We start from the raw sequence: 12,323 nt of genomic DNA on the forward strand, positions 1-12,323 counted from the left end.
ATGATCCTTAGTCTTCGAGCCGGCGCAGCGCGGCGACGGCTCGCTGGGTGATTTCCTCGGGGGTGCCGGACACATCCACGGCGACCCCGGCCTCGTCGTCCTCCAGGGGCTGGAGGGTGGCGAACTGCGAGTCGAGGAGCGCGGCCGGCATGAAGTGGCCCTTGCGGTCCGCCATCCGTTCCTCGATGAGGGACCGGTCGCCGGTCAGATGCAGGAACACGGCACCGGGGGCCTCGGCGCGCAGCCGGTCGCGGTAGGCCCGCTTCAGCGCCGAGCTGCTGACCACGCCGCCGAGCCCGGCCCGGCCGTGTGCCCACCGGCCGATCGCGTCGAGCCAGGGCCACCGGTCGGCGTCCTCCAGCGGAGTACCGGCCGACATCTTGGCGATGTTCGCGGCGGGATGGAAGTCGTCGCCCTCGGCGTACGGAACGCCCAGTGCGGCGGCGAGCAGGGGGCCGATCGTGGTCTTGCCGGTCCCTGCCACGCCCATCACCACGACGACGTGGGGGGTGCTCATTACGGTGCCTCGCTGTTCTCTTCGATGTCTTCCTCGACATCGGGCCGTCGCGCTACTGAAACCCATACGTACGACTTATTCAAGATGCTGTGACGTAAACGTCGTACTTAATGTTCCCGAGAGGTGCCCCGTACCCTTGGTCCATGACCACACCTGCCCAGGGGCTGCATACGCATGTGCTGGACGCCCTGGGCCTGGAGATCGCCGCGGGAGAGCACCCGCCCGGCCAGGTGCTGCGCACCGACGAGCTGGCCCGGCGCTTCGACGTCTCCCGCACGGTCGTCCGTGAGGTCGTCCGCGTCCTGGAGTCCATGCACCTGGTCGAGTCCCGGCGCCGGGTCGGCGTGACCGTGCGGCCGACCGAGGAGTGGAACGTCTACGACCCCCAGGTCATCCGGTGGCGGCTGGCCGGCGCCGACCGGCCGCGCCAGCTGCGCTCACTGACGGTGCTGCGCTCGGCGATCGAGCCCGTCGCCGCCTCCCTCGCCGCCCGGCACGCCACCCCGGAGCAGTGCGCACAGCTCACCGAGCGGGCCCTCGGCATGGTCGCCACCTCGCGCGGCCAGCAGCTGGAGGGGTACCTGGAACACGACATCGCCTTCCACCGCATCGTCCTCAACGCCTCCGGCAACGAGATGTTCGCCCGCCTCGGGGACGTGGTCGCGGAGGTCCTGGCGGGACGCACCCACCACCAGGTGATGTTCGAGGACCCCGACCCGGCGGCCGTCACCCTCCACGTCCGGCTCGCCGAAGCGGTGCGCGAGGGCGACGCCGCGCAGGCGGAGCGGCTGACGAAGGAGATCGCGGTGGGCGCCCTGCACGAGCTGGACGTACTCGCGCCCTGACCGGACGCCCCCCGGGGCTCCCGCGGGGATACGGTTGTCCGTGATCGACCGCAGTGAAATTCGGGAAAGTTCGGGAGAGGGAGTCCACGGGAATGGCGCAGCACGTACAAGGGGTCATCGCACCGGGAAAGAACGAGCCGGTACGGGTCGAGACGATCGTCATCCCGGACCCCGGCCCCGGCGAGGCCGTCGTGAAGATCCAGGCGTGCGGCGTGTGCCACACCGACCTGCACTACAAACAGGGCGGCATCAACGACGAGTTCCCCTTCCTCCTCGGCCATGAGGCCGCGGGTGTCGTGGAGTCCGTCGGCGAGGGCGTCACCGACGTCGAACCGGGCGACTTCGTCGTCCTCAACTGGCGCGCGGTGTGCGGACAGTGCCGCGCCTGTCTGCGCGGCCGCCCCTGGTACTGCTTCGACACCCACAACGCCAAGCAGAAGATGACCCTGCTCGACGGCACCGAGCTGTCGCCCGCACTGGGCATCGGCGCCTTCGCGGAGAAGACCCTGGTCGCCTCCGGCCAGTGCACCAAGGTCGACCCCGAGGTCGCTCCGGAGGTCGCCGGGCTCCTCGGCTGCGGCGTGATGGCGGGCATCGGCGCCGCCATCAACACCGGCCAGGTCGGCCGGGGCGACTCGGTCGCCGTCATCGGCTGCGGCGGCGTCGGTGACGCGGCGATCGCCGGCGCCCGGCTCGCGGGAGCGGCGAAGATCATCGCGGTGGACATCGACGACCGCAAGCTGGAGACGGCGAAGAAGATGGGTGCCACCCACTCCGTCAACTCCCGCACCCAGGACCCGGTCGAGGCCATCCGCGCCCTCACCGACGGCAACGGCGCCGACGTCGTCATCGAGGCGGTCGGCCGCCCGGAGACGTACAAGCAGGCGTTCTACGCCCGCGACCTCGCCGGCACCGTCGTCCTGGTCGGCGTCCCCACCCCGGAGATGCAGCTCGAACTCCCGCTCCTGGACGTCTTCGGACGGGGTGGCTCGCTCAAGTCCTCCTGGTACGGCGACTGCCTGCCCTCGCGCGACTTCCCGATGCTCGTCGACCTCCACCAGCAGGGCCGGATCGACCTCGGCGCGTTCGTCACCGAGACCATCGGGCTCGGAGACATCGAGCAGGCCTTCGCCCGGATGCACGACGGCGACGTCCTGCGCTCTGTGGTGGTCTTCTGATGACCGCCCGCATCGACCACCTCGTCACCTCCGGCACCTTCGCCCTGGACGGCGGCGAATGGGACGTCGACAACAACGTCTGGATCGTCGGTGACGACACGGAGGCGGTCGTCATCGACGCCGCCCACGACGCCGCCGCCATCGAGGCCGCGCTGAACGGCCGTACGCTGCGCGCCATCATCTGCACCCACGCGCACAACGACCACATCGACGCGGCCCCGGCGCTCGCCGACGCCACCGGCGCACCGATCCTGCTGCACCCCGACGACCTGCCGCTCTGGAAGCAGACCCACCCGGACCGGGCCCCCGACGGCGAACTGGCCGACGGACAGGAACTGACGGTCGCCGGTACGGCCCTCAAGGTGCTGCACACGCCGGGGCACGCCCCGGGCGCCGTCTGCCTGTACGCCCCGGAGCTGTCCACCGTCTTCACCGGTGACACGCTCTTCCAGGGCGGACCCGGTGCCACCGGCCGGTCGTTCTCCCACTTCCCGACGATCGTCGCCTCGATCAGGGACCGGCTGCTCGCCCTGGACCCGGACACCGCCGTCCGCACCGGGCACGGTGACTCCACGACCATCGGCGCGGAGGCCCCGCACCTGGACGAATGGATCGCCCGCGGGCACTGAGGGCGGGTTACCCCCGCGGCCACGCGGAGAGCCGCAGCCCGCTCTCGAAGCGGCGCGGCTCTCCCGTGACCGGATCGGTGAACTCCAGCACCTTCGCCAGTAGTTGGAGCGGGCGCGACCAGTCGTCCGGCGCCCCCTCCGCCTCGACCACCGGATAGACCGGGTCATGGACGAGCGGCAGCCCCAGGCCGTTCATGTGCACCCGCAGCTGATGCGTCCGCCCGGTGGCGGGCAGCAGCCGGTAGCGGCCGAGGCCCTCCCGGTGCTCCAGCAGCTCGATCCGGCTCTCGCTGTTCGGCTCGCCCGGCTCCTCACGGGCGGCGATCACCCCGCGCTCCTTCACGATGAGGCTGCGCACGGTGCGCGGGAAGGCGAGCCGCGCGTCGTAGGGCGCCACCGCCTCGTACTCCTTGCGCACCAGGCGGTCCCGGAACAGCGTCTGGTAGGCGCCCCGCTCCTCGGGCAGCACGACGAAGAGCACGAGCCCCGCCGTGAGCCGGTCGAGCCGGTGCGCGGGCTGGAGCAGGGGGAGGCCCAGCTCGCGGCGGAGCCGGGCCACCGCCGTCTGCGTGATGTGCCGGCCGCGTGGCGTCGTCGCCAGGAAGTGCGGCTTGTCCGCGACGACCAGGTGCTCGTCGCGGTGTACGACACCGACCGGGAACGGCACCGGCTCCTCCGGTGCGAAGTCCCGGTGGAACCAGAGGTACCGGCCCGCCGCGTACGGCTCCCGGCCCGTCACCGGGCCCCGCGCCGAGACGAACCGGCCGGCCGCGAGCATCGCGTCGAGGCGGCCCGCCCCGATCGCGCCGCCGAACCGCTCCAGCAGATGATCACGCACCGTGGGCCACCGCCCGCCGGGGTCGTCGGGGAGCCGCACCCGGACCGGATCGATCCCGTCGTGCTGCGGCAACGGCGACGGCGGCGGCTTCGAGCGCCCCCTCACCGGGGGCCGCCCGGGGCCCGGGTGCTGGTTCTCATGGTGCGGAGAATCCTTCCACAACGGAGGAGCCCCGCGCGCCGACGGGCCCCGCGCGCCGACGGGCCCCGAGCGCCGACGGGGCCCGTCCGGCGGGCCGTCCCTCAGGCGGACGGGAGCGTCAGCTTCTGGGGGCCGCAGCCGATGCGCTCCGCCTCCGCCGCGACGTAGCCCGGCAGCAGCTCATCGGTGAGCGTGAAGCCGCCCTTCGCTGTCTGCCGCAGCTGCTCCACCACGAACACCACGTGCCCCGTCTGGCAGGACGCCCGGTACACCGCCCGGCCGCCTGTCGTCTTTCCGTAGCCCGTGGTGCCCTTGACGGAGGCGCCGGACCGCAGCGAGTCCCAGGAGAAGATCTCGGCCAGCGCCGGGTCCACCACCGTCGTCATCCGTACCACCTGTTCCCGGTCGTCGCTGCCGACCTCGCAGATCCGGGCGGGCCCGTCGTCTCCCGCACCGATCCTGGTGCGGGGCAGCTCCTTGCGGTACGCCGCGGGCAGTGCGAACCCCTTGGTGCCGCAGAGCGCGGCCGCGTCGGTGTCCTGCCAGGTGTCGACGGACGGCAGCTCGCGCGGTGACGGGTAGCTGCCCGAGCAGCCGAAGGACCGGATGACCCCGTTGGTGGCGTCCACCAGGGCATCGGTGAGGGCGTCGCGGTCCTCCGTCGCGAGGTCCGACGAGAAGTCGAGGCCCGCCCGTCCCATGCCGATCTCCACCACGGTGGGCCCGGAGAAGTCGCCGCGCCCCGTGCAGCCCTGCGGCAGCGCCAGCCAGCCGCGCGACGCGGACACCATCCCGGGGAGCCCCTCGCCCAGCGACACCATGCCGGCCGCCAGGAACTCCTGGGGCCACCGCGTCGAGTCGGTTCCCCGCAGCCCGTCCAACTGGTGCACGTTGAAGGTCACCTGACGCAGCGCCCGGTCGTCCTTGTAGCTGGTGATACGGCACTGCCCGTACGACAGCCCGTCACCCAGCCGGGCGTTGCCCAGCGACTGTTCGTCGACCTCGATCCTGCGGTCACCGAAGAGCCCGGACACACTGGCGTCCCCGAGCGAGTCCCAGCAGGGAGCGGGCCCGAGCAGCGGAACGGTATCGGTGCGCCAGGCGACCGCACCCGCGCCGAGCAGCGCACCGGCCAGTCCGGCGGCGGTGACCGCACGGGCGGTACGGCTCCTGAGCAGGCGGCGCACGAAGGACGGACGGCCGCTCCCGGCGTCGGAGGCGTCTTCGGCGCTCGCAGGGCTCGTGGGGCTCTCGGCGTCCTCGACCGGCACGTACTGTTCCTCGCTCACGCGTCCTCACCGTCCCCGCAGCCGATGCGCTTGCCGACGGACTCCGCGAAGCGGTCGAACACCTTCCGGTCGCTGGGCCTGCCCCGGCCCTGGAGACCGGTGTCGACATGTCCGTAGAACACCGTCCGACGTCCACCGCAGGTGGTGCGGAGCAGTCCGTGGGACGAGCCGGTGGGGAGGCCGTCGAAGAGTGCGACCAGGCGCGGTTGGCGGGCCATCACATACTGCGCCGACGGCTCGTCGGGCGCTCGCGGGGTCTGCCACACCACAGAACAGGTCTGGAGCCGGTCTGTGACCGCGCCCACCTGCTGCTGATAGCGCGAACCCTGACCGAAGTCGAAGGACATCCCGGGTATCCGGCACAGCGGATTCCCCGCGCCTTCGTCGTCCTCCGCCACCGTCACCAGGGGCGACGTCGTGCGCAGCGGCCGGTCCGGGGCGCAGCCCGCCTTCTCCATCGTGGTGTTGGCGGCGTCCAGCAGCATCCGTCCGACCTCGGCGGTGTTGCCGATCGCGAACGGCATGGCCACCTTGCCGAGATGCCCGTCGCCCGTGCTCTCGCTCCGGATCGTCACCGCCGACGGCCGCCCGTCCGCATCGCACTCCGCGGGCAGCACCAGCATGGCCCGGTCGGCGGCGACCAGCCCGTCGAGCCCGTCCGGGAGCGGCGAGGCCGAACCGTGGAAGTACTGGGATATCCAGGCCCGTCGCTCCTTGGCGCCCTCGGGCACCGGCCCGTACTCCAGGGTGATCTGCTCCTTGAAGGTGAGCGGCTGGTCCGAGTCGCTGTCCTCGACCTCCGAGCTCACCGCCAGCGTGCAGGTGCCGTGCGGCCGGCCGGCCGACGGCGGCGCGGACTCCTCGGCCCGCCGCTCGGAGCCGGACTTGCCGAGCGCCTCGTCGCCGAGGAACGACGCGCCGCTGTTCTGCTCCCACGCGCCCCAGCAGTAGGAAGCGCGGAACGGCCAACTGTCCATCGCCCAAAGACCGATGCCGGACAGCAGCACCGCGCCGACGACGCCTCCGGCAAGGACCGCGGCCCGCCGTCTGCCCCCGCTGACCATGACAATTCCCCCTTGCGAACTTGCGAACCGCGAAGATCACCGCGAACGCCCGATGCTACGTCGTCATCGGCCGTGGCGGGCAAGGGGGTTGATCGGGTGGAGCGCCGCTAAGCTGCGTGACCATGACTACCGGGACGGCCTCGCGCCACACACGGATCGGTTACCCGGCGCTCCTCTGAGCGCCGGACGGGCCGCTGCCGGTCCGCCGTCCGACCGGGGACCGGGCGCTGCCGCGCGGGCCCCGCCTCCTGTCGTGCTGCTCACCGCTCGACACGTCAACCACGACAGGAGAACTCATGCCCACCACCATGCTCCGGATCCCCACCCCGGACGGCCCGGCCGACGCCTTCGCCGCCTTCCCCGACCGCGGCCGACGGCACCCCGGGGTGCTGATGTACCCGGACGGCTTCGGCATCAGGCCGGCGCTGCGGGACATGGCAGCCGAACTGGCCGGACACGGGTACTACGTGCTCGTCCCCAACGTCTTCTACCGGCACGGCCCCACGCCGGTCATCGAACTTCCCGAGCACATCGGGGAAGAGGCCCGGCCCCGGATCATGGCCCAGGTGATGCCCCTGATCGCAGCGCACACCGCCGAACGCGTCCGCAGCGACGCCGACGCCTATCTGGGGTTCCTCGGCGGCCGACCCGAGGTGAGTGACGGCCCGGTCGCCGTGACCGGATACTGCATAGGCGGCCTGCTCGCGATGCGCACCGCCGCGGCCCGCCCGGACCGAGTGGCCACCGTCGCCGCGTTCCACGCCCCCGTGGGCGCCGACGGTCCGGGACTCTTCTCCACGGTCACCGCCCAGGTCCACCTCGGCCACGCCGAAGGCGACCTCACGCCCGAAGCGCTGGACGAGCTGAACCGGTCCCTGGACGCCGCAGGGGTCGGCTTCACCTCCGAGATCTACCCGGGCACCGTCCACGGATTCACCATGTCCGACACCGACGCGTTCAGCGCCTCCGGGCTGCGGCGCCACTGGGACCGCCTGCTGCCCCTCCTGGAGCGCTCCGCCGTGCCCGCCGTACCACCTCGGCCCGGGCCGTGGCCGATCGGACCGACTCACACGGAGGGGCCTTCGGTGCGGTTCGGCCGCCCGGGGGGCGGGTCGGCGTAGACACCGTGCAGCATGCCGGTGGCCTGACCGACCTCGATCAGGTAGCCGTCCGGATCGCGCAGGTAACAGCGGATCTCGGCCTTGCGGTCGATCGGTCCGGTGATGAACTGGGCGCCTTTGGCGCTCCAGTCGCGGTAGACGGCCTCGATGTCCGCCACACGGATGTTGAGGAAACACGACGCGCTGGTGACGTCCTCCGGCGGGCGCAGGGTGATGTCCGGCTTGTCGGGGGTGGGCCCGCCGCCGGGATTCATGATGATCCAGCTGTTGGCCAGCCGGACAGTGCAGGGGTTCTCGGCGAGGACGATCTCGCCGCCGAGGACCTCCGAGTAGAAGGCACGAGACCGGGGTACGTCGGCGACGCTGAGGAAGTAGCTGAGGAGCATTCCTGACTCGGGTGCGGGAAAGCCTTCAGTGGGCATGTTTCACATCCCTGCTTCGTGGTCGGATCTGCGTCGGACGACCGGAGTCGCGTCCGTTGCCGGCTGCTTCCCGGGTCACGTTCCGGGCCGGGGATGTGCCGTGACCGGTGCCTGGGGGTCGGTCACTCCCCCCGGGCAGAGCCGGTCGGTGTGCCAACCCGCCAAGCGTGCCCCGGCCGCGTACGCGGTGTCGTAGAACGTGAGGATCTCGGCGGCGGCGTCGGGTGCGGTGCGCACGTCGTCGTAGGGCAGCAGGGCGAGGTGCGAACCGTTGCTCTCCGTCCACCGCGCGGCCGCCGGTTCCAGCGGCTGCCGCTGGATTTCGTCGGGTTCCGGCGCCGTGTACGAGTAGAAGGCGGGTTCGGGGTAGGACCGTTCGTCACCGAACCAGAAACCGCTGCTGATCACCTCACGCGAGTACGCCTCACGGGTCACGGGATCGACGGACAGCCCGTGCGCCACGTGCCGGTCGGAGAACCGGGTGACGGCGATGTCGAAGGTGTGCCAGAAATGGTGGACGGGGCTGGTCTTCCCGGAGTATCCGGCCGCGTACTTCTCCAGAACCAGCATGACCTGGGTGAGGACGGTCCAGTAGCGATTCACGGCGGCCGGATCGTACGTGGCGTGTTCGTCGTCCTCGGCGAACGGTCGGGCGGCGTCGGGCAGGTCGAAGGGGTACGGGTGCTCCGGGAGCGTGCTGATGCCCAGGTGGGTCAGTGCGCCGGTGAACTCGCGGTAGAAGTCACCGACTGACAGGCCCATCAGGGAGAACGACACCCGGCGCCCGGCGAGGGTGAGAACGCGGAGACGGTGGGTGGCGAAGTCGAAGTCGACGGTGAACACGGTGCCGTCGCCGAGCGGGCCGCTGGGCCGGGTGGTGATGCCGCTCCCGGTCAGGTGGAAGGGGACGTTCCACCAGTGGTTGCGCCGGACACTGGCCGCCAGCCGCACCTTGCCGACGATCTGCAGGAACCGGTGCAGCGTCTCCTTCGTCGGTGCCCAGGACTCCCTGGGCAGCGGGGGAAACAAGTCCATCGGAGGTGCCTCCCGGAGGCCCGCCCCGACCCGGACGGCCGGGGACACATGGATCCACTCTCGCGCTCGGTGCCCGGGGCCGCATCCGCTGGGGCCGGGTGCGGGGCGCGTACCGCGTTCGCCGCACTGCGATGGCCCTTCACCTCCCGGTCTTCCAAGCTGATGTCATCAGCCACCGCGAAGGGACCCGCACCCGTGCCGTCCACCATTGCGCCCCGTTACGACGAGCTCCGCGCCCTCTACCTCAACTGCACCCTCAAGCCGTCACCGGAGACGAGCAATACCGAGGGAGTGATCGACCGCAGCACCGCGGTGATGCGTGCGGCCGGCGTGCGCACAGAGGTGATCCGACCCGTCGACTGGGACCTCGCGGTCGGCGTCCAGCCGGACATGACCGAGCACGGCGCCGCCACCGATGCCTGGCCAGGTCTGCACGCCAAGGTGATGGCCGCCGACATCCTGGTGCTCTGCGGACCGATCTGGCTCGGTGACAACAGCTCCGTGATGAAGCACGTCATCGAACGGCTCTACTCCAACTCGGCCGAACTCAACGACGCGGGCCAGTCCGCCTACTACGGGCGGGTCGGCGGCTGTCTGATCACCGGCAACGAGGACGGCCTCAAGCACTGCGCCATGAACATCCTCTACAGCCTCCAGCACATCGGCTACGCCATCCCGCCGCAGGCCGACGCGGGCTGGATCGGGGAGGCGGGCCCAGGACCCAGCTACCTCGATCCGGGCTCCGGCGGTCCCGAGAACGACTTCACCAACCGGAACACCACCTTCGCGGCCTGGAACCTCATGCACCTCGCCGCCCTCCTGAAACACGCCGGAGGCATTCCCGCGTACGGCAACCAGCGCCCCGAGTGGAACGCGGGCTGCCGCTTCGACGCACCCAACCCGGAGCACCGCAGCTGACGAACCCCCGCCCGGCAGCCGGCCCCGTACCTCGGGCAGACCCGGCCGCCGCGCACTCCTCCGCCGGTCTCCCAGCACGACCGCGCGCGGCCCGGAAGGGCCGACCGCCCCATGCCGGGTGGAGGTACCACCCCGCCACCGACCCGATCGAGGAGCACATCCATGGCCGACCGAGCGATTCCCGGTATCGACCCGCAGGCCGCCCCGAGCGGCCCGGGATGCGCCGACTGCCTGGCAGGGGACGGCCCCGGCTGGTGGTTCCACCTGCGGCGCTGCGCCGCCTGCGGCCGCATCGGCTGCTGCGACTCCTCCCCGTCCCAGCACGCCACCGGGCACTACCGGACGGCCGGCCACCCCTTCATCACCAGCTACGAACCGGGGGAGGAGTGGTTCTACAACAACGAGACCGAGCAGTTCTACGACGGTCCGCAGCTCGCCCCGCCCACCTCCCACCCGGCGGACCAGCCCGTTCCCGGCCCGGCCGGAGCGGTACCCGAGGACTGGCAGCAGCGGTTGAACTGAGCGCGAGCTCCCACACACCTGGCGCGCGCCCGGGGCGACGCCCGAGCCTGCTCATCACGTTCCGCACAACGACAAAGCCGGTCGGAGCGACGAAGTGTCGCTCCGACCGGCTTTTGCTTGGTCGGTTGACCGTTGTGTCCGAGGGGGGACTTGAACCCCCACGCCCGATAAAGGGCACTAGCACCTCAAGCTAGCGCGTCTGCCATTCCGCCACCCGGACAAGGTGTCTGTCTCGCGGGCCCGGCCCGTTCCGACGTGGAAAACCATAGCAAACATTGGGAGGTGCTCGATCACGCCCGGTCTGTGTGAAGGGCGGATGACGAGGGGCAGGGGGCCTTGGGTGTGCGGGCCGGGCGCGGGAGGATGAGGGGGAGCACCACAGCGACAGTGGAAGGAACCAGCGTGAGCGAGACCAATGCGGCCCGGAAGGGCTCGGGCGAGACCGCCGAGAATGAGGTCGTTGACCTCTGTCGTGACCTGATCCGGATCGACACCAGCAACTACGGGGACCACTCGGGGCCCGGTGAGCGGCTGGCCGCCGAGTACGTCGCCGAGAAGCTCTCGGAGGTCGGGCTGGAGCCGCAGATCTTCGAGTCCCACAAGGGCCGCGCCTCCACGGTGGCGCGGATCGAGGGCGAGGACTCCTCCAAGCCGGCGCTGCTGATCCACGGCCACACCGACGTCGTGCCGGCGAACGCCCACGACTGGACGCACCATCCCTTCTCCGGGGAGATCGCGGACGGCTGTGTGTGGGGCCGGGGCGCGGTCGACATGAAGGACATGGACGCGATGACCCTCGCGGTCGTGCGCGAGCGGATGCGCAGCGGCCGCAAGCCCCCGCGGGACATCGTGCTCGCCTTCCTCGCGGACGAGGAGGCGGGCGGCACCTACGGGGCCCGGTATCTCGTCGACAAGCACCCCGACCTGTTCGAGGGCGTCACAGAGGCGATCGGCGAGGTCGGCGGCTTCTCCTTCACGGTCAACGAGAACCTGCGCCTCTACCTGGTGGAGACGGCGCAGAAGGGCATGCACTGGATGCGGCTGACCGTGGACGGCACGGCCGGTCACGGGTCCATGACCAACGACGACAACGCGATCACCGAGCTGTGCGAGGCGGTCGGGCGGCTCGGACGGCACAAGTGGCCGGTACGGGTGACCAAGACCGTGCGGTCCTTCCTGGACGAACTGTCCGACGCGCTCGGCACCCCGCTGGACCCGGAGGACATGGACGCGACGCTGGCCAAGCTGGGCGGAATCGCCAAGATGGTCGGCGCCACCCTGCGCAACTCCGCCGCCCCGACCATGCTGGGCGCGGGCTACAAGGTGAACGTGATCCCGGGGCAGGCCACCGCCCACGTCGACGGCCGCTTCCTGCCGGGGTACGAGCAGGAGTTCCTGGCCGACCTCGACCGGATCCTCGGCCCGCGCGTCAAGCGCGAGGACGTGCACGGCGACAAGGCCCTCGAAACCGACTTCGACGGCTCCCTGGTGGACGCGATGCAGATCGCGCTCAAGGCGGAGGACCCGATCGCCCGCGCCGTCCCGTACATGCTCTCGGGCGGTACGGACGCCAAGTCCTTCGACGACCTGGGCATCCGCTGCTTCGGCTTCGCCCCGCTGAAGCTCCCCCCGGAGCTGGACTTCGCGGGCATGTTCCACGGCGTGGACGAGCGGGTACCGGTCGACGGCCTGAAGTTCGGCGTCCGGGTCCTCGACCGTTTCATCGACAACAGCTGACCTCGCGCCGAGTAATTCGACAGCCTGTGCGTACAGACCGGAACGAGTGAAAGGGGCTTTCTGCTCG

The 12,323-nt window shown here is 71.0% G+C and carries 13 protein-coding genes and 1 tRNA gene; 7 read left to right on the top strand and 7 right to left on the bottom strand.

From position 1 onward, the window contains the following. Positions 1-7 precede the first annotated feature (7 nt). Positions 8-517 (bottom strand): gluconokinase, encoded by a 510-nt coding sequence (locus ACFVQ0_RS32140; protein WP_390092717.1) that lies wholly within the window; start codon positions 515-517, stop codon positions 8-10. Between the two features lie 143 nt (positions 518-660). On the opposite strand from ACFVQ0_RS32140, the gene ACFVQ0_RS32145 reads away from it, so the two are divergent. The 3 genes from ACFVQ0_RS32145 to ACFVQ0_RS32155 all read left to right on the top strand — a co-directional run bounded on the left by ACFVQ0_RS32145 (position 661) and on the right by ACFVQ0_RS32155 (position 3,169). Next, positions 661-1,362 (top strand): FadR/GntR family transcriptional regulator, encoded by a 702-nt coding sequence (locus ACFVQ0_RS32145; RefSeq protein WP_390092718.1) that lies wholly within the window; start codon positions 661-663, stop codon positions 1,360-1,362. A gap of 92 nt (positions 1,363-1,454) precedes the next feature. Beyond that, positions 1,455-2,540, top strand: a complete 1,086-nt coding sequence (locus tag ACFVQ0_RS32150; protein WP_390092719.1) for an S-(hydroxymethyl)mycothiol dehydrogenase — start codon at positions 1,455-1,457, stop codon at positions 2,538-2,540. Then, positions 2,540-3,169 carry an MBL fold metallo-hydrolase gene (locus ACFVQ0_RS32155; RefSeq protein WP_390092720.1) on the top strand — a complete coding sequence of 210 codons (630 nt, stop codon included), beginning with the start codon at positions 2,540-2,542 and terminating at the stop codon, positions 3,167-3,169. Before ACFVQ0_RS32150 ends, ACFVQ0_RS32155 begins: the two co-directional genes overlap by 1 nt. Before the next feature lie 7 nt (positions 3,170-3,176). Here ACFVQ0_RS32155 and ACFVQ0_RS32160 read toward each other — a convergent pair whose 3' ends face one another. From ACFVQ0_RS32160 to ACFVQ0_RS32170, 3 genes are all read right to left on the bottom strand, one after another. After that, entirely contained in the window at positions 3,177-4,112 is a 936-nt protein-coding gene (locus tag ACFVQ0_RS32160) for a pseudouridine synthase (protein WP_390092721.1), read from the bottom strand. Between the two features lie 137 nt (positions 4,113-4,249). Beyond that, positions 4,250-5,437, bottom strand: a complete 1,188-nt coding sequence (locus tag ACFVQ0_RS32165; RefSeq protein WP_390092722.1) for a hypothetical protein — start codon at positions 5,435-5,437, stop codon at positions 4,250-4,252. Then, positions 5,434-6,501 carry a hypothetical protein gene (locus ACFVQ0_RS32170; RefSeq protein ID WP_390092723.1) on the bottom strand — a complete coding sequence of 356 codons (1,068 nt, stop codon included), beginning with the start codon at positions 6,499-6,501 and terminating at the stop codon, positions 5,434-5,436. Before ACFVQ0_RS32170 ends, ACFVQ0_RS32165 begins: the two co-directional genes overlap by 4 nt. 296 nt (positions 6,502-6,797) lie before the next feature. Between ACFVQ0_RS32170 and ACFVQ0_RS32175 the strand changes: the two genes are divergently transcribed. Further along, on the top strand, positions 6,798-7,622 hold the full coding sequence (locus ACFVQ0_RS32175; RefSeq protein ID WP_390092724.1) for a dienelactone hydrolase family protein: 825 nt from the start codon (positions 6,798-6,800) through the stop codon (positions 7,620-7,622). On the opposite strand, the gene ACFVQ0_RS32180 is transcribed toward ACFVQ0_RS32175, so the two are convergent. Together ACFVQ0_RS32180 and ACFVQ0_RS32185 are read right to left on the bottom strand one after the other, a co-directional pair. Further along, on the bottom strand, positions 7,568-8,044 hold the full coding sequence (locus ACFVQ0_RS32180; RefSeq protein ID WP_390092725.1) for a VOC family protein: 477 nt from the start codon (positions 8,042-8,044) through the stop codon (positions 7,568-7,570). The two genes, ACFVQ0_RS32175 and ACFVQ0_RS32180, sit on opposite strands and share 55 nt — an antisense overlap. Positions 8,045-8,119: 75 nt before the next feature. Further along, positions 8,120-9,079: a DUF5996 family protein gene (locus ACFVQ0_RS32185; protein ID WP_390092726.1), complete on the bottom strand. Its 960-nt coding sequence runs from the start codon at positions 9,077-9,079 to the stop codon at positions 8,120-8,122. A gap of 195 nt (positions 9,080-9,274) precedes the next feature. Between ACFVQ0_RS32185 and ACFVQ0_RS32190 the strand changes: the two genes are divergently transcribed. Both ACFVQ0_RS32190 and ACFVQ0_RS32195 read left to right on the top strand, forming a co-directional pair. Continuing rightward, positions 9,275-9,997 (top strand): flavodoxin family protein, encoded by a 723-nt coding sequence (locus tag ACFVQ0_RS32190; protein ID WP_390092727.1) that lies wholly within the window; start codon positions 9,275-9,277, stop codon positions 9,995-9,997. Between the two features lie 162 nt (positions 9,998-10,159). Further along, positions 10,160-10,519, top strand: coding sequence for a UBP-type zinc finger domain-containing protein (locus ACFVQ0_RS32195; protein ID WP_390092728.1), 360 nt, complete (start codon positions 10,160-10,162; stop codon positions 10,517-10,519). Between the two features lie 135 nt (positions 10,520-10,654). Here ACFVQ0_RS32195 and ACFVQ0_RS32200 read toward each other — a convergent pair. Then, positions 10,655-10,739: transfer RNA gene (locus tag ACFVQ0_RS32200), tRNA-Leu, on the bottom strand. Between the two features lie 182 nt (positions 10,740-10,921). On the opposite strand from ACFVQ0_RS32200, the gene ACFVQ0_RS32205 reads away from it, so the two are divergent. After that, complete coding sequence (locus tag ACFVQ0_RS32205; protein WP_390092729.1) at positions 10,922-12,256, top strand: M20/M25/M40 family metallo-hydrolase; 1,335 nt, start codon at positions 10,922-10,924, stop codon at positions 12,254-12,256. Positions 12,257-12,323: the final 67 nt, after the last annotated feature.

This window comes from Streptomyces sp. NPDC057900 (genome assembly GCF_042887885.1).
Lineage (GTDB): Bacteria > Actinomycetota > Actinomycetes > Streptomycetales > Streptomycetaceae > Streptomyces.

Coding starts and splice junctions, on each gene's coding strand:
- ACFVQ0_RS32195 (WP_390092728.1), top strand. CDS start 10,160: ATGGCCGACCGAGCGATTCCCGGTATCGACCCGCAGGCCGCCCCGAGC.
- ACFVQ0_RS32150 (WP_390092719.1), top strand. CDS start 1,455: ATGGCGCAGCACGTACAAGGGGTCATCGCACCGGGAAAGAACGAGCCG.
- ACFVQ0_RS32155 (WP_390092720.1), top strand. CDS start 2,540: ATGACCGCCCGCATCGACCACCTCGTCACCTCCGGCACCTTCGCCCTG.
- ACFVQ0_RS32145 (WP_390092718.1), top strand. CDS start 661: ATGACCACACCTGCCCAGGGGCTGCATACGCATGTGCTGGACGCCCTG.
- ACFVQ0_RS32180 (WP_390092725.1), bottom strand. CDS start 8,044: ATGCCCACTGAAGGCTTTCCCGCACCCGAGTCAGGAATGCTCCTCAGC.
- ACFVQ0_RS32175 (WP_390092724.1), top strand. CDS start 6,798: ATGCCCACCACCATGCTCCGGATCCCCACCCCGGACGGCCCGGCCGAC.
- ACFVQ0_RS32140 (WP_390092717.1), bottom strand. CDS start 517: ATGAGCACCCCCCACGTCGTCGTGGTGATGGGCGTGGCAGGGACCGGC.
- ACFVQ0_RS32185 (WP_390092726.1), bottom strand. CDS start 9,079: ATGGACTTGTTTCCCCCGCTGCCCAGGGAGTCCTGGGCACCGACGAAG.
- ACFVQ0_RS32170 (WP_390092723.1), bottom strand. CDS start 6,501: ATGGTCAGCGGGGGCAGACGGCGGGCCGCGGTCCTTGCCGGAGGCGTC.